This window comes from Oceanicaulis sp. UBA2681 (assembly GCF_002354675.1).
In the GTDB taxonomy this organism is placed as follows: Bacteria; Pseudomonadota; Alphaproteobacteria; order Caulobacterales; family Maricaulaceae; genus Oceanicaulis; species Oceanicaulis alexandrii.
Genome location: NZ_DEMB01000003.1, coordinates 94,015 through 112,411, shown reverse-complemented (window position 1 = coordinate 112,411; position 18,397 = coordinate 94,015). Strand labels below are relative to the sequence as shown.

Genomic DNA, 18,397 nt, shown 5'->3' with positions numbered 1-18,397 from the left:
TCCGATCTGGTGGAAACCAAGGCGGCAGCAAACGCGACCGCGATCAAACCGATGCTGGAAGCCTTGTTGCACGACTATTACCCAGAGGCGCCGATCTCGCTGCGCATCGAGGGAGAGCCGTTGGTGCAAGGCGACGAGACCTTGCTGGCGCACCTGTTTCGCAATCTGATCGACAACGCGGTCAAATACGCTGACACGCCGCAGGTCATCCTGACGGTAGACAGCCATGACAGCGCACAGGGGCTCGTGATCCGCTTCGCCGATAACGGCCCCGGGATTCCCGAGACTCAAAGGACAGGCGTGTTCAAGATGATGCAACGCTATCGCAGCGATGTGCCAGGGTCGGGCGTAGGGCTGGCTTTCTGCGCCCGGATCATGGAGGCTCATGATGGTACGATCCTGGTCGATCCTGACTATGAGGACGGGGCGCGGTTCATCCTGACCTTTCCCGTGATTAAGGAGTTGAGTGATGACGAGCCTGATCATTGAAGACAGCCTGATTGACGCGACCTTGATCACCGACGCCCTGACGGCGCGCGGCTTTTCTGATTTCAAGGTCTTTGAGCGGGCCGAAGATGCGCTGGACTATATCCGCAGCGACGCCGCCAAGCCCGACTTTTGCCTGGTGGACAGCCGGTTGCCCGGCATGTCCGGCACAGACTTCATCAAGCTGGTCAAGGCCTGTCAGAAGATGACGGGCGTGCCGTGCATCAGCCTGTCCACCTCCAATCTGAAAGATGAAATCCGCATCGCGCTCGCAGCAGGCGCTGACGGCTATTTCGTCAAACCGTCAGATCTTGAGGAATATGAGCGCGTCATCGCCCGCATCATCGAGGCGCATCTGTCTGAGAGCTAACGGCTGAACGGCGCGATCCCCGGCGCGGGCGGCAGACCGTCGGAGCTGAACGCCGCCAGCTTGAACAGCTCGCCCATATCCTCAGGCGAAACCAGCCGGTGCATCTGGCGCTTCAGCCGGGCCTGGCCCGACTCATCCACGGATTTCGACAGCACCGCCGCGCGTTGCTCGATCCCCAGCTCGGTCAGGAACTCGCCCTGGGTCATGGGCCCGAACGCCGCAAGGCCCGCATCAAGCCCCAGACGCAACAAGCGGTCAAAATCCACCCAGGCCGTCAGGTCCGCCGTGCCGGGCGCGTCCAGCGGGTCCACTTTCTGATGGGCGCGGATCGCTTGCAGCGTGTCGCCGGTTTCAGGTTTTGCCGAGCCGTAATCCACAAACAGGGCGTAGCCGGGATCGCGTTTGAAGCGATTGGCCAATTGCTCCATCTGCTGCTGATCGCCGGGACGCAGCTCCACCAGCGCGCCGTCTTCGGACTTGCGCAAGGCGGGGGCGATATAGCCGATATCCGAATCGCTCAGCATCGGGCCAAGACCGAAGACGAAGCGGTCCTGATCTTCGGGGTGCAGGGTCACCACGCGCTCGCGCCACTGGCCCTGATGCCGGACCGCCTGGCGGATCGGCAGACAGTCCAGAAACTCATTGCCGATCACCACCGCGGGGCCGGACGGGGTTTTCTCGAAATCCTTCGCCCAGTGGACCGGAACCGGCGCGTTCGCCAGCGTCTGCCCCTGCACCATTTTCAAGGCCGGCGAGGCTTCGACCAGCGTCACATGCACCGCATCCAGAAAGCCCGGCGCGGCGCGGCCCGCGCGCAGCATGTCGCTCATCATCCGGCCTGTGCCCGGACCCAGCTCGATCAGCTCGAAGCGCGACGGCGCGCCCATCTGCATCCAGCATTCCGCCGCCCACAGGCCCAGAAGCTCGCCGAACATCTGGCTGATCTCAGGCGCGGTGATGAAGTCGTTCGCCGCGCCCAGCGGGTCTTTCGTGGCGTAAAACCCCGCCATGGGATGAAACAGCGCCTCGGCCATATAGGCCGCAACCGACAGCGCGCCCTCGCTGCGCAAACGGTCCTGCAGGCGCTCTTTGATCATCTGCGCCGGGCGAAAGTCATCATCGCTCATGAAAGAGGCGTCCTCGTATCGGTTCAGGCTTTGCGCGCGCCCACGGCCGGATTCCGGCGGGCCCGCCAGACCAGATAGGCGCCCGCGGCGATCATGGGAATGCACAGCACCATGCCCATGGTCACATAGCCCTGCAGCGCTTCGGGCATTTGCCGGTCCGGTTCGCGGAACACCTCGACAAAGGCGCGGAACACGCCATAGCCCGCCAGGAACGCGCCCGTCAGAAGCCCCGGACGGCTGAGCGCCCGGAACCGGTAGATCAGCACCGTCAGGATCACGAACAGCACCACGCCCTCAAGCGCCGCTTCATACAGCTGGCTGGGGTGGCGCAGCTGACAGGTGGGATCGGCTGAGAATCGCATGGCCCAGGGCAGGTCCGGCGCCGGACGCCCCCACAGCTCGCCATTGATGAAATTGGCCAGACGCCCGAACAACAAGCCGATGGGCGTCGCCGCCGCAACCGCGTCCGAAACCCGCAGCAAGGGCGCTTTGTAAGCGCGCGCGGTGAACACCATCGCCAGCGTGACGCCCAGCAGCCCGCCATGAAAGCTCATGCCGCCGTCTGTGATGCCGGTGACCACGCGCACCGGCTCCTCCCAGATCATCGAGGTGTTGTAGAAGAGCACATAGCCCAGCCGTCCGCCGCCGATGATGCCGATCATGATCCACAGCACCAGATCGTCCACGAAGGCGCGGCTGTATGGCGCGGTCTGGGTTTTGGGCGTCAGCCCCCAGAGGCGTCCCTGGGACACCAGACGCAACACCCAGTACAGACCCAGGAAGAGCCCGGCGATATAGGCGATCGCATACCAGCGGATGGGAAACGGACCGAGGCCGGCGATCTCCGGTATCGAAAACAGAACCGGGTCGATCAGGTCGAAGCTGGCGGGGCATGCGCCTATCATGAAAGGCTCCAGAAAAATAATTCGGCCGTAAAGCCCGATTGTTAACTGTTAGACAACGCGGCGCCGCATTGCCTAGCGGGGCCACAGACGCCTATATGGGTCTTCATAGCAGAGCACACGGTGATGTCATGCAGTCCCGCAACCCAATGTTCGCAGATCTGGCCGATCTGATGACCGACGCTTTCAGCGCTGCACAAGCGGCGGGCGACGAAGCGCGCGCGGTGTTCCGCGCCCAGGCCGAGCGCATGGCGTCCGAACTGGACCTTGTCAGCCGTGACGAGTTTGAGGCTCTGCGGGCCGAAGCGGACGCCAGCGCCGCCCGGCTTCAATCGCTGGAGGCCCGTCTGGCGGACCTTGAGGCCCAATCGGCGAAAAAGCCGAGCCGGGCGAAACCGGCCGCCAAGACTTCCACAGCAAAAAAATCCGCTGAATAAACCACTTACAATTTCCCTAACGCTGAGCGCTTGCACCCCGGGGATCGGGGCGCATACCGTTCTTTATGGGCGGCGAACTGAGTCGCCAGGCGCAGCGAGGGGCTAGAGGACCATCATGGATCTCACCACCCAGGAAACCATCATCGCGATGGATCCGCTGGAAAGCATCGAACAAGCCGTCCTGACGGCGCAATACGCCTATGAGCGCGACGATCTGGAACTGCATATGGCGGTGCCGGGCTCCTGGCGCGACCATCAGATCTGGTTCGCCTATCGGCCCGATCTGGATGTCATCCATGTCTTTTCCGCGCTCGACCTCAAGGCGCCCGACAGCCGCTACAAGGATGTCTGCGAGCTGGTGGCGCGGCTGAACGAGCGCCTCTGGATCGGTCATTTCGAGATCTGGCATGAAGACGGCTCGGTCGTCTTTCGCCACGCGCTGACCTTGCCGGAAGCGGAAAATGTCTCCGTTGCGCAAGGGGCCGCGCTGATCGAAGCGGCGAAAGAAGCGGGCGAACGGCTGTATCCGGCGTTCCACTATCTGCTCTGGAGCGGTAAGACTCCGCTCGAAGCCGTGGCCGCCGCCATGTTCGACACGGCCGGAGAGGCCTAGAAGGACCCGAACGCACACATGTCAGACATTGAGGGCCGGATCGGCCTGCTGGGCGCGGGCCGTATGGGATCCGCCCTGGCTCAGGGCTGGCTGCGCAAAGCGCGCGGCGGCCTCAGCGCCGATGAAATCATCCTGATCGACCCCCGGCCCGGCGTCGGCGCCCAGGCGCTGATCGAGACGCGCGGCGTGGCGCAGGCGGACGCCCTGACGCCCGAGCTGGCGCGCACCCTCGACACGCTGGTGGTGGCGATCAAGCCCGATCAGGTGCGCCCGGTGCTCAGCGCCTTGAACGACGACCTGCCGCTGGACGCGCTGGTGCTCTCGATCGCCGCGGGCGTGCCCTTGCGCACCTTGTCGAACGCCCTGCCCGATCGCCCGATCGTGCGCGCCATGCCCAACACGCCCGCCGCCATCGGCGAAGGCGTGAGCGTGTGCGTGGCCAATCCCATCGCCGACACCAAAGCCTTTGAAAAACGCGTGGAAAGACTGCTCAAGCCCGCCGGGCTGGTGGAGTGGATTTCCGATGAACGGCTGATGGATGCAGTGACGGCGGTCTCGGGCTCGGGACCCGCCTATGTGTTCTTGTTCACCGAAGCGCTGGCCGCGGCAGCGGAAGCGGAAGGCCTGCCGCGCGCGCTCGCCCTCACCCTCGCCAAGCAGACCGTCGCCGGCGCCGGCGCCTTGATGAAGGCTGGCCAGGGCGAACCGGACGAGCTGCGCCGCGCTGTGACCAGTCCCGGCGGCGCCACCCAGGCCGGTCTCGACGCCCTGATGAATGGCGGCGGACTCCCGGGGCTTGTGCGCAACGCCGTCGCCGCCGCCGAACGCCGCGGCCGCAAGATGGGCAGCCAGAGCGCGGGCGACTAAGCCCAGGCTGGATTTTGCAGGACGCAATGCCCAACCGCGAAACCGGTTCCCGCTTTCGCTGAAAAGGCTCTAGAGATAATTCAGCAGGCTGATCTGGCTGAGCGTGGAGAAGGTCTGGGCGGACACCTGCACGGCGGTTTGCGCCTGCTGGAAGCGGGTCGCGGCCTCGGCCATGTCCGCATCCTCGATCCCCGCCACCATGATGGTGAGGTAATCGGACCGCTTTTCATGGCCGGTGGTGGCGTTCTCCACCTGTTTCTGGCGTGAGCCGTTCTCCGCCATCGCCACATTGATCGTATCAAAGGCGGCGATGATGTTGGCCAGCTCGGTCTCCAGGAACGCCTGCTGGTTTTCGGTGATCTGGCCATCAAACGGACCGTCCGGCCCGGCGTTGAAATCGGCGATCCGCTCGATGGACGCCATCAGATCCGTGCCGACTTCCGAGGCGGTCGAGTTGATGTCGATGGTGATCGTCTCTTCGATCATGGTGGTCTGGCGCCGCGCGGCGTTGTCAAACATGGCCGAGACGTCCGGGGCCGCCGCCTGAAGGTCTGCGATCGTGTCCGCAGTGAAGGGCAAGGCGTCCGTGCGCACGCCGCCGAAGACGTAAGAGCCGTTGAAGCGCATGTTGAGCGCCGCCGACGCCTGATCAAAGACCTCCTGCACCTTGTCCATCATGAAGGAGCCGTCATTGGTGGTCAGCGCCGTGCGCAGGTCCGTCGCGGCTTGAGACAATTCCTGATAGGCGAGGTCCTGGATCTCCAGCCGGTTCATGATCCGGCTGTTGGAGGTCGCGAAGGATTCGCTGCGCTGCTGGGCGGCGCGCGCGGAGATGATCGTCTCGGCGGTGTTGGCGTAGCCCTTGAGGTCCGGCGCCTTCTTGCCGCTGGCGAGCTGGTCGCGCGCATCATAGGCTTCGCGCTGGGCGCGCATCAGATCCATGAGCGCCGCCTGGGATGCGGCTTGGGTGGAAATTCTCATTCTAAGCTCCCTTCCCGACCTAAACGATACGCAGCAACGTGTCTGACATCTCGCGCGCGGCCTGCAGAAGGCGCGCCGCGGCGTTGTACGATTGCTGAAACTGGATCATCCGGGCGAGCTCTTCATCAAGGCTCACCCCTTCTACGTCCGACCGCTTGATGTCGGCGGCTTCCTTGACCGCGGCGGCGGCCGATTCCTGGCGCTGGGCGGACGCAGCGACCGAGCCGACCTTGCCCGCAACCCGCGAGCCGTATTCGATCAAGGTGGACTGACCGCCGCGCATATCGCCCGCATCATCAAAGGTGCGCTTGACCTGCCCGGCTGCGGCCAATTCCTGACCGCCGCGATTATCACCCGCGCTGACCACCAGATCCCCTGGCGCGGACGCGCCCGTCACATCCAGCTTGGCCATGGCGAGCAGCATGGAATCCGACCGGATCGCAGGCCGCACCTCAAAGCCCTCAGACCGGCTCATCCGTGAATTTTCCGACACCCCGAAAATCGTGGTGAAGGATTTTCCCGTGCCGGTGCGAATGCTGGTGTCGCCAGTGACCACCACTTCATACTGCTCGAACCCGGCGCTGGGCGTGAAACTGACCTCGCCATTGGCGTCCAAGCCGAATGAGCCGTAGGCGCCCAGCCCCGTTCCCGCCGCGTTCAAGGCGTTCAGCTGATCCTGGATGGTCGCGCCGGCGACCGTCACGTCGATATCGGCCGTGCGCGCGCCGTTCGGGCCGAGCACCTTGAAGCTCATCACCCCGCCCGGCGCCAGGCCATGCGCGCTGGTCGCGGTCAGGCCCGTCTCGAAAAAGGCGGGACGATCTGAATCCACGATGTCGTTAAGGCCGAAGAAATGCGCAAAGCCCCGTCCGCCGATGGAGGACGGCGTGGTCTCGTCCTGCACCGTGGCGACGCCGTGATTGGCGTTGGTCGCGTCAATGCTCAGCCGGCCATTGGTGAAGCTCGCCGTACCGTTGGCGCCCAGCGCCGTATTCAGCTCATTGACCAGATCGGTGATCGAGTTCGCAGCGTTGCCGTCCACCGTAAACCCGGCGCCGGTGACGGTAATGGCGACCTGCTGGACCAGCGTGCCGTCATTATTGACGATCGCCAGCGTCGCGGCGCCCGAGCCTTGCAACACATCCCCGCCCACCAAGCTGGTGTCGCGGCCCGTCAGCGTGTTGGGCGGCGGATAGGCGGTGGCGTCGTTATGGGCCGCGTTCATCGCGTCCGCCGCCCCGGCAGTGAACTCGCCCAGGGCCGCCGCGAGCTGCGGCAGGTCCTGATCGCGCAGATCAATCAGGCCGCGGATTTCACCGGAGGTGATGTTATGGGTCAGACTGACCCGCGCGCCGGACGCGGAGACCACCGCGGTGATCTCGCCATAATCCAGCCCGTAACTGCCCGTGCCGGACGGGGTGTATTCCAGATTGAGCCGCGAATTATCGAGCAGCGCGACGCCGTCGGCGGTGGAGACAAAGACCCGCCCGTCAGGCTGGCGTTGAGTGCGCACATCAATCAGGCTCGATAATTCGTCCAGCAATTCAACCTGACGGTTGGCTGCGCCGCTGGTGTCGGACGCGCTGGCGTTCAGCGATTGCGCCTGAATGTTGAGATCCTGCATCTCCTGGAGAATCTCGTTGATCCGGCCGACCCCGGCGCCGATCCGCGTATCCGCTTCGTTGCGCAATGTGCGCATCTCCACAGACAAACGCTGGGTCTCATCAAAGAAACTCTGCAATTCAGAGGCTGCGCTGAGGCGAGATACGGTTTCCGCACTGTCAGCCGCCGCCGCGCTGAGCGAGCTGAACGCCGCGTTCAACCGGCCAAAGATCGACGTCTCGTCATCCGTGCCGCCGAACTGGGCCTGCAACCGGTCCAGCGCGCCATTGCGCGCCATGGCCGCAGAGTAATCAGACTGGGCGCGCACCGAGGCCGCAAGCAGATACTCATCCGTGATGCGCTCGACGCCGCGCACCTGAACGCCCATGCCCTGACCGGCCACATTGCGTGAGGTGATGGCGAGCTCTGTGCGCGCATAGCCGGGCGTGTTGACGTTGGCGACATTGTTGGACGCCGTCCGCAAGCCGAGCTGAGAGGCCTGCAGCCCTGACAGGGCGTTGCCGATCACAGAATTGAGCGCCATGTGCGCCTCCAACATTCGCCCGCCGGGGTGTTTTTACCCATGAGGCGGCAGAAATTTCCCGGTCAGAAGGTAAAGCCTGAACTCTGAGCGCTGCGCGAAGATCACAACAAGCATATGTATTTAATGTGCTTTTTATGCCTTCGTCGGATTATCGCTCAGACGCGTTCCGAAACTGACCAAGACAGACAGCGCAAGCACCGGGCCAAGTGGAAACACCCCGGCCCGCTCGGCAAATCCGTCATCCAGAAACGGGGAGAATCTGCCGACCGGCGCCGATTTCAAACCCTAACAACAGGTTTACCCGTTGTATTAAATAGGCTTTTTGGAATGATGAAACTGGCACGCCCCTTGAAAGCTTGGCTAAACGCTTGTCGGGCAAAACGCTCGACGCCCCAGACGCAGCAAAACGCGGCGCATCAGATTGATGATTGCGGAGCCTTACGCTCATGCCGCTCGACCGCCTGCCCCCGGCCCCTGCGCCGACAGCCCCGTCCGCCCCACGCGCCGCCCGCGCGTCGGAGACGGGCGCGCAGGCGTTCACTCTGCCTGAGTCGCAAGACCGCAAGCCGGTCTCCTCACCCTCTTCTGCGAACAAAGCCGAACGCGACGCCGCGACCGCGCGCGACAAGGACCAGGCTGATCAGGCCCGAGCTGACAAAGCCCAATCAAACAAAGCCCAGGCCGACAAATCCGAGCGCGACACCGCCAGTAAAACGCAAGACGCACAATCCGGAACGGACGCGCAATCGGCCCCGTCTGAAACCGCGACCTCCGTGGTCGGCTTCAATGAAGCCATGGCGCTTGATGCACAGACCGCCCAAACCGGCGAAACGGTCGCCGCCACCGGAGACTCTGAAGCCGGAACCCCGGCCAAGAGTATAGACGGCGCGACGCCCAAAGACGCTTCTGCCGAGGCGAACGCCAAGTCTGCCTCGCCTGACGCTGCGATCTCGACCAACTCCGCCCAGTCCAGCGCCGCGGCCTCGGCCGTCGCCGCGCCCGGCGCCATGGCGGCTGATTCCGCAGGGACCGGCGCCGAAGCTGCTCGCCCTGATGCAGCCGCCAAACCTGTATCAGGGGATAAATCGCAACCGGCGGCGCCCGCGCAGACTCCGTCTGGCGATAAGGCGGCGGCGCCGGGCCAGGGCGCTCAATCCGGTGACGGCCAAACCGCGCCGTCTGGCGCAGAACCAGAGGACATGAAGGCGCCGCGCAGTGAGGCTGGCGCCGGTGGATCTTCGGCTGAGGCGACCGAAGAGACGGAGGCTGACTCCGCCGGACCGGCGCGTTCGGCTGAGGCGGCGAAGGCTGGAACTCAGGCCGATGGCGAGAGCGCGGCTGCGTCCAAGGATCAAACCGCCGCGTCCAGCGCCGCACAGACCAACGCCAAGCCCCAGGATTTGAGCGACAAGGCCCAGCCGGGCGCCCCGGCGGCGACCGAAAGCGCAAAACCAGACACCGCAAATCCGGCCCCGTCGGCGAACGCGCAAGCTGGCGCCGCCAACGCTCAGGGCCAGTCTCAGGCTCAAGCTCAAGCTCAGGCGCAGGCTCAAGCGCAGACCGCCCAGCAAGACGCCTCTGCTCAGCCACGCCGCACAGACTCTGATCGCGCGCCAGGCGCCCAGAACAAGGCGCGCCAGGCTGACAACACCGAGGCTTCAACGGCCAGACCCGCCGCCAGCGCCGCCCAGACCAGCTCTGCCGCAAACACCAGACCGACCGGCGCCGAGCCGACTGCGTCCGCCGCCAAACCTGCTGACACGTTCGCCCCGGCCGTCACCGCCTATACAGACCCGCTGACCTTCCTGCTTCAGGACACGGCGCTGTCGAGCGAGGCGCCGATGGAGCCGAGCGCGGATACGATCGACCCGGATCTGGAACTGGGCGCCGTGCGGTCCGATGCGCGCACGGAAGCGCAGCGCCCCGGACAGGCCCAGGCGCACACCGCCGCCCGGTTCGCCCCTACCACCACCCATACGCTGGCGGCCCAGATCGCGCGCAAGTTCAATGACGGCGCGCGCGTGTTCGACATTCGCCTGGATCCGCCAGAGCTGGGCCGCATCGAAGTGCGTCTGGAACTGGGCCCGGACAACAAGGTCTCGGCCGTGCTGAGCGCGGAACGCGCCGACACCCTGTCCGAACTGCAGCGCTCGGCCCGCGACCTTGAAAAAGCGCTGACCGACGCCGGTCTCGAACTGGGCGAGGACGGATTGTCCTTCTCGCTGAGCGAGGATGGCGGCGCTTTCACCAATTTCGACGATGACGCGGGCGCTTCCGCCAACGACATCGCCGCCCGCAACCGGTTCACCGCGGAGGTCGAAGCCGACCTGCCCGGCGCCCCCTTGGCTGACGCGCTCTACGGCTTCGCCGTCAGCCAGCGCGCCGGCGTCAATCTGATCGCCTGAGAAGAAGAGCGAAATCATGACAGAAGTATCCGCCGCCGCCCAATCCCAGCAAGCGCAAGGTCAGAGCAAACTGGCCACTGCGGACCTGGCGAACAATTTCGACACGTTTCTGACCCTGCTCACCGAGCAGCTGAAGAACCAGGATCCGCTGGACCCGCTCAAATCCGAGCAATTCGTCCAGCAGCTGGTCCAGTTCTCCTCGGTGGAGCAACAGATCGCCTCCAATGAATCGCTGGAAGCCCTGCTCGCGCTGCAACAATCGGACGCTCAGCTGACCTCGCTTCAATTCATCGGCAAGGACGCCACGGTGAACACCACCTACACCTTGCTCGAGAATGGCGAGGCGAAATGGGAATACGGCCTGCCGCAGGAAGCGCAGAGCGTGGAGCTGCTCATCACCGATGAAACCGGCAAACAGGTCCGCCGTCTGGATGGCGACACCTCTGAAGGCGTCCACGAGGCGGTCTGGGACGGCAAGGATGAAGCCGGCAACACCCTGCCCCCCGGCGTCTACCAACTGGAAGTCGTGGCCAAGGACGCTGACGACGTCATCATGGATTACGCCGTGCGCGTCACCCATCGGGTGACCGGCGTGGAGATGAGCGGCGGCCAGGCGCAAGTCAGCTTCGCCAATGGCGAACTGGTGCTGCCGGCCAGCCTGGTGACCAGCGTGCGGGAATCGCAGACCCCGCCCCCGAACACCACAGACACAGGCGATGAGACCGAAGACGAGTCTCAGGCCGCTGCATAACCCCGAAACGGGGACATCCGGAGCCCGAACCGCTCCGCAACAAAATCGAGGCTCACGACCAGAAGGACCGGGGGCCCGGGCACAAACGATGGGAAGCACGATATGAGTATCAACTCGGCCATGGCCGCCGGCGCGTCCGGACTGATCGCCAACTCTTCGGCGTTGGCGGCGATCTCGGACAATATCGCGAACGTGAACACGATCGGCTACAAGCGCGTCGATACGATCTTCACGCCGAACTACAAGATCGGCGGCGGCGGCGCGAGCCGGTACGCCTCCTCGGGCGTGAGCTCGAACTCGCGTCTGGACGTCAACTCCTCAGGGCTTCTGACGCCCGGCGTCTCGGCGACCGACATGGCGATCGACGGCGACGGCTTTTTCGTGGTGCGCCCGAGCCCGAACAATTCCGGCACCGGATCTGACGCCGTTCTGTTCACCCGCTCTGGCGGCTTCCAGACGGATTCCGCGGGCTATCTGCGCAATGATGCGGGCCAGTATCTGTACGCCTGGCCGGTTCAGGCGGACGGCTCGGTCAACCAGAACCCGTCCAACCTTGACCAGCTTGAAGCGGTGAACCTGTCCAATATCGGCGGCACCGCCAACGCCACCTCCAATGTCCGCATCAACGCGAACCTGCAGGCGAGCACCACGCCGTCCGCCGCAGCCGCGACCTATGCTGCGGGAACGACGGCCAACAATATGGCGTCGGGCAATGTGACGCCGGACTTTGAGCGCACCATCCAGATCTATGACACCCAGGGCGGCGTGCGCTCGGTCACCATGTCCTTCCTCAAGCACGCCACCAACGCCAACCAATGGCATGTGGAGATGCATGTGCAGCCGGCGGCCGACGTGACCACGGGCGCCCCGCTGGTCGATGGCCAGATCGCCACGGGCATCGTGGCGTTCGACACCAATGGTGAAATCCTGTCCGGCGCGCCGACCACTTTTCCGACCTCGATCGCGTTTGAAAGCTCTGACACGGCCGGACCTGTCGGCGCGGGCGCGATCCGCTGGTCGACGACCACCGGCGTGGGCGCGCAAACCCTGGCGCTCGATCTGGGCACGGCGGGCGCGCCGGGCGGCATCACCCAGTTCAACTCGCCCTCCAACCTTGATTCCACTGTGGTGGACGGCGCGATCTTCGGCGCTTTCGCCGGGGTGGAAGTGAGCGAGGACGGCTTCCTGTCGGCCCGCTTCACCAACGGCGTGGTCCGCAAGGTCTACCAGATGCCGGTCGCCACCGTATTCAACGCCAACGGCCTGGCCTCGGTCGGCGGCGCGAGCTTCCAGATCACCGAAGACTCCGGCGCCTTCACCCTGAACGCGCCCGGATCGGGCGCCTCAGGCACCATCGCCGCCCAGACGGTGGAGAACTCCAACGTGGATATCGCCACCGAATTCTCGAACCTCATCATCACCCAGCGGGCCTATTCAGCCAGCTCCCGGATCATCACCACGGCGGACGAAATGCTCGCCGAGGCGATCCAGATGAAGCGTTAAACCACCGCCGTCCCACCGGCCGACTGACACCCCGGCGCTTCGGCGCTGGGGTGAATTTTTTCTAAACAATTGATTTACCGTACTTTTACCTTGAGCTTTAGGCTCACCTTAAGAGGCCCTCCCGTATAACCCCCCTCACTAAGGGCGCGCGTAAGACGTGCTTTCTAACAAGGATGGGTCGGATGGAACGTCGAGCGAAGAAGGAAAACTATGTCATCGGTCCCGATGGCAGCCCCCTAACCGTGGCCGATTTGCCGAGCCCGGACACCAAGCGGTGGGTTATTCGTCGAAAGGCGGAAGTGGTCGCAGCCGTGCGCGGCGGGCTTCTGAGCCTGGATGAGGCCTGTGACCGTTACCGGCTGACCGTGGAGGAGTTTCTCTCCTGGCAGCGCTCAATCGACCGGCATGGCCTGGCCGGATTGCGCACCACGCGCATACAGCATTACCGCCAGTAGGCGGTACGCCCCCCTCTCTTTTTCTGGCCTGAATCCAGCGCGGCGAGCCTCTGCTCGCCGCGCTGATCGTGTTTTTTGATTCAACGCGTTAACACCCCGTTTACGCGGATAGTGGGAAAAACTTGCCTAGCCGCTTCAGGGAGCGGCGTTTTCTGATTCGGAAACGAGCAAGGGCGGCCCGGCGTGAACGCGTTACTGGAACAGCTTTCCCGATTCGGTGTTGGCCGATTGATCGCCATGTTCGGCCTCACGGCTGGCGCGGCGGCGGCTCTGGTGTTTTTCACCATGAGCATGAACTCCAATGGCCAGGCGCTATTGTTCTCGGGGCTGGCCCCGTCGGACGCCGCCGCGGTCAGCGAGCGCCTGGACCAGGCCGGCATCTCCTATGAGCTGCAAGAAGGCGGGTCCGCCGTTTACGTCAACACCAACCAGGTCGACGAGGCGCGCATGCGCGTCGCCTCTGGCGGCGCGCTGAGCTTTGGCTCGGTCGGTTATGAGATCTTTGACGAGACCGACGCGCTGGGCACCACCAGCTTTGTGCAGAACGTCAACGCCAAGCGCGCCCTGGAAGGCGAGCTGGCCCGGTCGATCAACACGCTGAACTCCGTCACCGGAACCCGCGTCCACCTGGTGCTGCCCGAACGCCGCCTGTTTTCACGCGACGAGCAACAGCCCTCCGCCTCCGTGGTCGTCTCCGTGCGCGGGGAAATGTCCAGCTCCCAGATCGCCACGATCCGCAATCTGGTCGCCACCGCCGTGCCGGGCCTTCAGGTCAACCGCATCACCCTGGCCGACGATCAGGGCCGGCTTCTGGCCGCGCCGAGTGACGCAGAGGGCGACCTGATCGGCGCCATGCTGGATGATCGCCAGAGCGCCATCGAACGGGACCTGCAGCAGAAGATCCGCGATCTGGTCGAGGGCGTGGTCGGCTCGGGCGGCGTGCGCGTCGCGGTGACCGCCGAGCTCAATCGTCAGAGCCAGACCCGCACCCGTCTGGAATACGACCCCAACGGCCAGGTGGAAGTCAGCCGCCGCGCCGAAGAACAAAGCCGCTCCGAACCCGTGACCTCCGGCGGCGTATCGGTCAGCGAGAACACGCCAGACGGTGAAGCGGGCGCAGACGGTGAAACGCCTCTGATGGCCAACAGCCAAAGCTCCGTCACCGAACGCAACTATCAAAACACCCAGGAAGAAACCGTCTCCATCATTCAGGCGGGCGATCTGGAGCGTCTGGCGGTGTCGGTGGTCGTGGATGAAGTCGCCACGGTCGGCGAGGACGGAACCCTGACCTTTGAGCCGCGCAGCGAAGCCGAGCTGACCCAGATCCGCAATCTGGTGGCCGCCGCCGTGGGCTTTCCTGTCGACACCACCCTGACCGATGGCGATCAGATCCTGCAGGTCACCTCCATGCGCTTTAACCGGCCTGACCTGTCGCTGGGCACGCCCGCCCCTGAAGGCTTCAATCTGGGCAGCCTGGACTTCATGCGCATCGCCGAGATCGTCGTCTTGTTCATCACCGCCCTGCTGGTGATCTTGCTGGTGGCGCGTCCGCTGGTGCAGGGCGCGATCGGCAATGTCTCCGCCAGCCGAGCGCCCGCGCTCGCGGGCGGCGGCGCCGGGATGCCCGATAATGTCCAGGCTCTGCTCGGCAATTCCGAAGGCGGCATGATGCTGCCTGAAGAGCCCGGCCCGGACGACCATATCGACGTCGCCCAGATCGAAGGTCAGGTGAAGAAGTCCTCGGTCCGCAAAGTGGCGGCCCTTGTGGAGCAGCACCCCGATGAATCCATGAGCATCCTGCGCACCTGGATGCACGACGGGGAGTAATCTGATGTCTGACGCCCCAACCCTCCGCGGACGTAAAGTCGACGACCCCAAGGACATGACCGGGGCCGAGAAAGCGGCTGTGATCCTGCTCGCGCTGGGCGATGAGCAGCGTCAGCTCTGGGAGATGATGGATGACGAGGAAATCCGCGTCGTCTCCCAGGCCATGGTCAATCTGGGCAATGTGACCTCCGGCGCCGTCGAAAAACTGATCATGGAGTTTGTCGGCTCCATGTCCTCGACCGGCTCGATCACGGGCTCGGTGGATCAGGCGCAGCGCCTGTTGTCCTCCTTCCTGCCCGAGGACAAGGTCGACCAGATCATGGAAGAGCTGCGCGGTCCCGCCGGCCGGACCATGTGGGACAAGCTCGCCAATGTGAACGAGGTGGTTCTGGCCAACTATCTCAAGAACGAATACCCGCAGACGGTCTCGGTGGTGCTCTCCAAGGTGCGCCCCGATCACGCCTCTCGCGTGCTGGCCGCCCTGCCCGAAGACTTCGCCATGGAAGTGGTGACCCGAATGCTGCGCATGGAGCCGGTCCAGCGCGAGATCGTGGAGAAGATCGAGGAGACGCTGCGCTCTGAATTCATGAGCAATCTGGCGCGCACCTCCAAGCAGGACAGCCATGAACTGATGGCGGACATCTTCAACAATTTCGACCGTCAGACCGAAAACCGGTTCCTGGCGTCGCTGGAAGAGCGCAATCGCGATTCCGCCGAGAAGATCCGCTCGCTGATGTTCGTCTTCGAGGATCTGGGCAAGCTCGACCCGCAAGGGGTGCAGACCCTGCTGCGCGGCGTGCCGAAAGATCAGCTGGGCCTGGCGCTCAAGGGCGCGTCGGACACGCTGCGCGACCTGTTCTTCTCCAACATGTCCGAGCGGGCGGCGAAAATCCTGCGCGAAGACATGGCCTCCATGGGGCCGGTGCGCCTCAAGGACGTGGATACCGCGCAACAGACCATGGTCAACCAGGCCAAAGACCTCGCCGCCAAGGGCGAAATCCTGCTGTCAGAAGGCGGCGGCGAAGATGAACTCATTTACTAGGGGGGCCGAAGCTTCGTGACTGACGGCTTCAGAAAATTCGACTTTGACCGGGAGTTCGCTCCGGACGGCCGCATTCTGCGAGAAGGCGACACGTTCAAGCGCGTCTATACCGAAGAGGAAATGCAGATGGTGGCCGAACAGGCCGCCGAAGCCGCCCGTCAGGTCGCCGAGATTGAAGCCCAGGAAGCCGCCGCCGAGGCCGCCGGCCAGGTCGTGCACCAGGTCACGGCGCTTCTGGGCCGCATGAAGGCGGAATCTGAAGCCATGCGCGAAGACGCGGCGCGGCTGGCGCTGGCGGCGGCCCGCATCATCGCCGGCGCGGCGCTTGAACAGTATGGCGAAGACACGCTGAAAGCCTGCATTACCGAAGCGTTGGCTGATCTGCGCGGAGAGCCGCGCATCGCCGTCCGGGTCAACCCGTCCATGTCGGACGCGCTGGCCGAAGTGATGGAAGGCGAAGCCGCCCAGCGCGGCATGGAGGGCGCGCTGATCGTGCGCGCCGACGCCGATGTCGCCCGCACAGACTGCGTGCTGGAATGGCGCTCGGGCGCCATTGAACGCACCACCCAGGACATTGAAGCCCGTATCGAGCAGGCCGTGAAGAACTGGCTCGCCCAGCCTCTGGACGCCGATGCGGACGCCACCCCCGATCAGGCCGCCCTGGGCGGTCAAGCCCAGGCCTGAAGGAGCTAAGCCATGAGTGACGACGATCTGAACCTTCCCGATCTGTCCGACGAGCCGGCCGGCGTGAATCCCGACCCCACGCCCATGGGCGAACCGACCGCGGGCGCCGCACAGTCGCTGATCGACGAGGAGGTGCGCACCGCGGTGGATCTGGCGCCCGTCTTTGACGTGCCGGTGAACATTTCCGCGGTGCTGGGCAAGGCGCAAGTGGATGTGAATTCGCTGCTGCGCCTGACCTCGGGCTCGGTGCTCGAGCTCGATCGCAAGGTCGGCGAAGCCATCGACATCTATGTGAACTCTCGCCTGGTGGCGCGCGGCGAGGTCGTCGTCGTGGACGACCGGCTGGGCGTGACCATGACTGAAATCATCAAGGACGGGGACACCGGCTGACCCCGGCCGCCCATAGGAAAGGAAACGAACGATGCGCGTTCTGATCGTTGGAAGCCTGGGCGGCCAGTTGTCCGCCGCCACGAAAATCGCCATGGACCGCGGCGCCAAGGTCGCCCATGTGGACACTATCGAGCAGGCCACCGGCTATCTGCGCGCCGGCAAGGGCGCCGACATCCTGATGGTCGACGTCAATCTGGATGTGGGCAGCCTGATCGCCGCCAACGAGGCCGAGCGCATCATCGTTCCGGTCATCGCCTGCGGCGTGAATGTGCGTCCGGAAGCGGCCGCCGGCGCCATCAAGGCCGGGGCCAAGGAATTCATCCATCTGCCGCCCGATCCCGAGCTAATCGCCGCGGTGCTGGCGGCCGTCTCTGACGATGACCGCACCCTGATCGCGCGCGATCCGCTGATGCTGGACGTGGTGCGTCTGGCCGATCAGATCGGCCCGTCGGACGCCTCGGTGCTGATCACCGGCGAAAGCGGCGTGGGTAAAGAGGTCATGGCCCGCTATGTCCACAAGAAATCCAAGCGCGCCTCAAAAGCCTTCGTCTCGGTGAACTGCGCCGCGATCCCTGAAAACCTTCTGGAATCCGAATTGTTCGGCCACGAAAAAGGCGCGTTCACCGGCGCCCTCGCGCGCCGGATCGGCAAGTTTGAAGAGGCCGACGGCGGCACGCTGCTGCTCGACGAGATCAGCGAAATGGATGTGCGCCTGCAGGCCAAGCTGCTGCGCGCCCTGCAAGAGCGCGAGATCGACCGGGTGGGCGGCTCCAAGCCCGTGAAGGTCAATATCCGGGTTCTGGCCACGTCCAACCGCGATCTGCGCGAAGCGGTGCGCGACGGCAGCTTCCGCGAAGACCTGTTGTTCCGCCTGAATGTGGTGAACCTCGCCATTCCGCCGCTGCGCGACCGTCCCGAAGACACGCTGGCGCTGGCCGATCACTTCTTGAAGAAATACGCCAAGGCCAATGGCGTCGATTATCGCCCGCTGTCGGACGCTGCGAAGACCCAGGTCGTCGCCCGCGCCTGGAAAGGCAATGTGCGAGAGCTCGAAAACGCCATGCACCGCGCGGTGCTGCTGGCCAGCGGCTCGCAGATCGAGCCCGAAGCCATCCGCCTGCCCGACGGCTCGCCCCTGCCAGCCAGCGCTGGCGGATCATCGGTGGCGCGCCAGGCCGCGCAAGCGGCTGACGAGGCGATCAATCTGGTCGGCAAGACCGTGGCGGAAGTGGAGAAGGATCTCATCCTCGACACGCTTGATCATTGTCTGGGCAATCGCACCCACGCCGCGAACATTCTGGGGATTTCGATCCGCACGCTGCGCAACAAGCTCAAGCTCTATGGCGAACAGGGCGAGGATATCCCCGCCCCCGGCGAATCCCGGTTCGCGGGATGACGCCCGCCCGGGCTC

The 18,397-nt window shown here is 64.5% G+C and carries 18 protein-coding genes; 14 read left to right on the top strand and 4 right to left on the bottom strand.

The window, feature by feature from the left end; genetic code table 11:
• A partial coding sequence (locus tag B3M53_RS01195) for a sensor histidine kinase (protein WP_286799474.1) occupies positions 1-489 on the top strand: 489 nt, incomplete at its 5' end.
• On the top strand, positions 470-856 hold the full coding sequence (locus tag B3M53_RS01190) for a response regulator (protein ID WP_022701535.1): 387 nt from the start codon (positions 470-472) through the stop codon (positions 854-856). The genes B3M53_RS01195 and B3M53_RS01190, both read left to right, overlap by 20 nt.
• Here the strand turns inward: B3M53_RS01190 and B3M53_RS01185 are convergent.
• Positions 853-1,983 (bottom strand): class I SAM-dependent methyltransferase, encoded by a 1,131-nt coding sequence (locus B3M53_RS01185; protein ID WP_273019354.1) that lies wholly within the window; start codon positions 1,981-1,983, stop codon positions 853-855. The two genes, B3M53_RS01190 and B3M53_RS01185, sit on opposite strands and share 4 nt — an antisense overlap.
• Before the next feature lie 23 nt (positions 1,984-2,006).
• A complete protein-coding gene (lgt, locus tag B3M53_RS01180; protein WP_022701533.1) occupies positions 2,007-2,888 on the bottom strand; it encodes a prolipoprotein diacylglyceryl transferase in 882 nt (293 codons plus the stop codon).
• A gap of 128 nt (positions 2,889-3,016) precedes the next feature.
• On the opposite strand from lgt, the gene B3M53_RS01175 reads away from it, so the two are divergent.
• The 3 genes from B3M53_RS01175 (at position 3,017) to proC (ending at position 4,802) form a co-directional block, all read left to right on the top strand.
• Positions 3,017-3,322 carry an accessory factor UbiK family protein gene (locus tag B3M53_RS01175; RefSeq protein ID WP_022701532.1) on the top strand — a complete coding sequence of 102 codons (306 nt, stop codon included), beginning with the start codon at positions 3,017-3,019 and terminating at the stop codon, positions 3,320-3,322.
• Positions 3,323-3,437: 115 nt separating this feature from the next.
• Positions 3,438-3,935 carry a YbjN domain-containing protein gene (locus B3M53_RS01170; protein ID WP_022701531.1) on the top strand — a complete coding sequence of 166 codons (498 nt, stop codon included), beginning with the start codon at positions 3,438-3,440 and terminating at the stop codon, positions 3,933-3,935.
• Between the two features lie 18 nt (positions 3,936-3,953).
• Positions 3,954-4,802: a pyrroline-5-carboxylate reductase gene (proC, locus tag B3M53_RS01165; protein WP_273019355.1), complete on the top strand. Its 849-nt coding sequence runs from the start codon at positions 3,954-3,956 to the stop codon at positions 4,800-4,802.
• A 69-nt stretch (positions 4,803-4,871) separates the two neighbouring features.
• Here the strand turns inward: proC and B3M53_RS01160 are convergent, their stop codons facing one another.
• Positions 4,872-5,783 carry a flagellin gene (locus tag B3M53_RS01160; protein ID WP_273019356.1) on the bottom strand — a complete coding sequence of 304 codons (912 nt, stop codon included), beginning with the start codon at positions 5,781-5,783 and terminating at the stop codon, positions 4,872-4,874.
• A 19-nt stretch (positions 5,784-5,802) separates the two neighbouring features.
• On the bottom strand, positions 5,803-7,929 hold the full coding sequence (gene flgK / locus B3M53_RS01155; RefSeq protein ID WP_273019357.1) for a flagellar hook-associated protein FlgK: 2,127 nt from the start codon (positions 7,927-7,929) through the stop codon (positions 5,803-5,805).
• A 446-nt stretch (positions 7,930-8,375) separates the two neighbouring features.
• On the opposite strand from flgK, the gene B3M53_RS01150 reads away from it, so the two are divergent.
• The 9 genes from B3M53_RS01150 to B3M53_RS01110 all read left to right on the top strand — a co-directional run bounded on the left by B3M53_RS01150 (position 8,376) and on the right by B3M53_RS01110 (position 18,382).
• Positions 8,376-10,334 (top strand): flagellar hook-length control protein FliK, encoded by a 1,959-nt coding sequence (locus B3M53_RS01150; RefSeq protein WP_273019358.1) that lies wholly within the window; start codon positions 8,376-8,378, stop codon positions 10,332-10,334.
• Between the two features lie 16 nt (positions 10,335-10,350).
• Complete coding sequence (locus B3M53_RS01145) at positions 10,351-11,085, top strand: flagellar hook assembly protein FlgD (RefSeq protein ID WP_160093404.1); 735 nt, start codon at positions 10,351-10,353, stop codon at positions 11,083-11,085.
• 102 nt (positions 11,086-11,187) lie between these two features.
• Positions 11,188-12,588, top strand: a complete 1,401-nt coding sequence (locus B3M53_RS01140) for a flagellar hook protein FlgE (protein ID WP_022701525.1) — start codon at positions 11,188-11,190, stop codon at positions 12,586-12,588.
• 182 nt (positions 12,589-12,770) lie between these two features.
• Positions 12,771-13,043, top strand: coding sequence for a DUF1153 domain-containing protein (locus tag B3M53_RS01135; RefSeq protein WP_022701524.1), 273 nt, complete (start codon positions 12,771-12,773; stop codon positions 13,041-13,043).
• Between the two features lie 183 nt (positions 13,044-13,226).
• Positions 13,227-14,870: a flagellar basal-body MS-ring/collar protein FliF gene (gene fliF, locus B3M53_RS01130; protein WP_273019359.1), complete on the top strand. Its 1,644-nt coding sequence runs from the start codon at positions 13,227-13,229 to the stop codon at positions 14,868-14,870.
• Between the two features lie 55 nt (positions 14,871-14,925).
• Positions 14,926-15,912: a flagellar motor switch protein FliG gene (fliG, locus tag B3M53_RS01125; protein ID WP_407667931.1), complete on the top strand. Its 987-nt coding sequence runs from the start codon at positions 14,926-14,928 to the stop codon at positions 15,910-15,912.
• A 15-nt stretch (positions 15,913-15,927) separates the two neighbouring features.
• Entirely contained in the window at positions 15,928-16,596 is a 669-nt protein-coding gene (locus tag B3M53_RS01120) for a FliH/SctL family protein (protein ID WP_160093402.1), read from the top strand.
• An 84-nt stretch (positions 16,597-16,680) separates the two neighbouring features.
• Positions 16,681-16,986: a flagellar motor switch protein FliN gene (gene fliN, locus B3M53_RS01115; RefSeq protein ID WP_040705591.1), complete on the top strand. Its 306-nt coding sequence runs from the start codon at positions 16,681-16,683 to the stop codon at positions 16,984-16,986.
• Between the two features lie 31 nt (positions 16,987-17,017).
• Complete coding sequence (locus B3M53_RS01110) at positions 17,018-18,382, top strand: sigma-54 interaction domain-containing protein (RefSeq protein ID WP_160093401.1); 1,365 nt, start codon at positions 17,018-17,020, stop codon at positions 18,380-18,382.
• Positions 18,383-18,397: the final 15 nt, after the last annotated feature.

Excerpts from the sequence above, each read along its gene's own strand:
- lgt (WP_022701533.1), bottom strand. The coding sequence starts at position 2,888 with ATGATAGGCGCATGCCCCGCCAGCTTCGACCTGATCGACCCGGTTCTG.
- B3M53_RS01170 (WP_022701531.1), top strand. The coding sequence starts at position 3,438 with ATGGATCTCACCACCCAGGAAACCATCATCGCGATGGATCCGCTGGAA.
- B3M53_RS01150 (WP_273019358.1), top strand. The coding sequence starts at position 8,376 with ATGCCGCTCGACCGCCTGCCCCCGGCCCCTGCGCCGACAGCCCCGTCC.
- B3M53_RS01145 (WP_160093404.1), top strand. The coding sequence starts at position 10,351 with ATGACAGAAGTATCCGCCGCCGCCCAATCCCAGCAAGCGCAAGGTCAG.
- B3M53_RS01160 (WP_273019356.1), bottom strand. The coding sequence starts at position 5,783 with ATGAGAATTTCCACCCAAGCCGCATCCCAGGCGGCGCTCATGGATCTG.
- fliG (WP_407667931.1), top strand. The coding sequence starts at position 14,926 with ATGACCGGGGCCGAGAAAGCGGCTGTGATCCTGCTCGCGCTGGGCGAT.
- B3M53_RS01135 (WP_022701524.1), top strand. The coding sequence starts at position 12,771 with ATGGAACGTCGAGCGAAGAAGGAAAACTATGTCATCGGTCCCGATGGC.
- fliN (WP_040705591.1), top strand. The coding sequence starts at position 16,681 with ATGGGCGAACCGACCGCGGGCGCCGCACAGTCGCTGATCGACGAGGAG.
- B3M53_RS01175 (WP_022701532.1), top strand. The coding sequence starts at position 3,017 with ATGCAGTCCCGCAACCCAATGTTCGCAGATCTGGCCGATCTGATGACC.
- proC (WP_273019355.1), top strand. The coding sequence starts at position 3,954 with ATGTCAGACATTGAGGGCCGGATCGGCCTGCTGGGCGCGGGCCGTATG.
- B3M53_RS01140 (WP_022701525.1), top strand. The coding sequence starts at position 11,188 with ATGAGTATCAACTCGGCCATGGCCGCCGGCGCGTCCGGACTGATCGCC.
- B3M53_RS01185 (WP_273019354.1), bottom strand. The coding sequence starts at position 1,983 with ATGAGCGATGATGACTTTCGCCCGGCGCAGATGATCAAAGAGCGCCTG.
- B3M53_RS01190 (WP_022701535.1), top strand. The coding sequence starts at position 470 with ATGACGAGCCTGATCATTGAAGACAGCCTGATTGACGCGACCTTGATC.
- B3M53_RS01110 (WP_160093401.1), top strand. The coding sequence starts at position 17,018 with ATGCGCGTTCTGATCGTTGGAAGCCTGGGCGGCCAGTTGTCCGCCGCC.
- flgK (WP_273019357.1), bottom strand. The coding sequence starts at position 7,929 with ATGGCGCTCAATTCTGTGATCGGCAACGCCCTGTCAGGGCTGCAGGCC.